The sequence below is a fragment of the Vibrio sp. Vb1337 genome (assembly GCF_033338715.1).
Taxonomy (GTDB): domain Bacteria; phylum Pseudomonadota; class Gammaproteobacteria; order Enterobacterales; family Vibrionaceae; genus Vibrio; species Vibrio alginolyticus.
Genome location: NZ_JAWOTD010000245.1, coordinates 1 through 1,078 on the forward strand (window position 1 = coordinate 1; position 1,078 = coordinate 1,078).

The window sequence follows — 1,078 nt, forward strand, 5'->3', positions numbered from 1 at the left end:
CGGTTAATTATACTTTTCAGTTTTTTGTTTTAGCTGCTTTAATTAATGCAGTAGGGAGTACTCCAGCTTTTGAAACCATATTGCCTGCCGAGAGTTTAGGAATACTAAGGCCTGAAGGTGCCAATGTTATTACGGATTGCTAATGGAGTAGCTTTATGTTGAAACCAGTAAAAATAAATGACGAAACATATAAAAGTTTAAAAACAAACTTGATTGTTTGGGTAGTCTATTCTACGTCCAATTTTAAACTTCATATAGCAGATGAATTATCTGGTTGCGTCAATGTCAATGTCGATTGGATAGAGCTGGATTTATTTAATATTGATTTGGTTAAGAGCAAATCAATACCTGATCTAATTTATATTGAAACCGGAGAAAACTGGGCACAAAAAGTGGCTCATGTTTATTCTGGTGATGGAAATTTACAGCATAACCATACGGCATTAATTGTTTTCGGTGATGAAAGCGATACCGCTTCACTTAAAATGGCGCTGCGACTCGGCGCGACGGATTATTTCTCACGTTCGGTAGACCTTGGTGAATTGTACCCGTTGTTGAAATCGACGGCTGAAGAGAAAATCTCCAACAAAAAAATGGGAGATTTGACCTTATTTATCAATACCAAAGGCGGTTCTGGGGCGACAACCTTAGCAACTAATACGGCTATTGAACTTTCAAGTTACGCCAAAAGTAAAGTATTGCTGCTCGATCTCGATATGCAGTTCAGTGATGCTGCGGATTATTTAAACTGTAAGCCGAAATATAACATCAACGATGTAATTGATTCCGTAAACGATTTAGATGAATTGTCACTAGAAGGTCTCGTTTATCAACATCCTTCTGGGTTGAATTACCTCTGTTTTAGTCAAAATGATCCAAGAAATAACCATAAGCATGCCATTCAAGTGAGTAAGCTTTTGCCTATTCTTCGCCAGTTTTATTCGCATATTATTGTCGATTTGTCTCATGGCGTTGATCATGTTTATCAACAGATTGTTTCCCCTGCCACGCATATATTTTTGATCATGCAGCAGAATGTGACCTCAGTAAAACATGCGGTCAGTTATATACGTTCATT

General features: G+C 37.5%; 1 protein-coding gene and 1 pseudogene. Both read left to right on the plus strand.

Features of this window, described 5'->3' with window-relative positions; all coding sequences use genetic code 11:
• Positions 1–143, plus strand: a pseudogene (locus R7E42_RS25375) (pilus assembly protein); the annotation flags it as partial.
• 12 nt (positions 144–155) lie between these two features.
• The coding region (locus R7E42_RS25380; protein ID WP_318073288.1) for an AAA family ATPase at positions 156–1,078 on the plus strand (923 nt) is incomplete at its 3' end.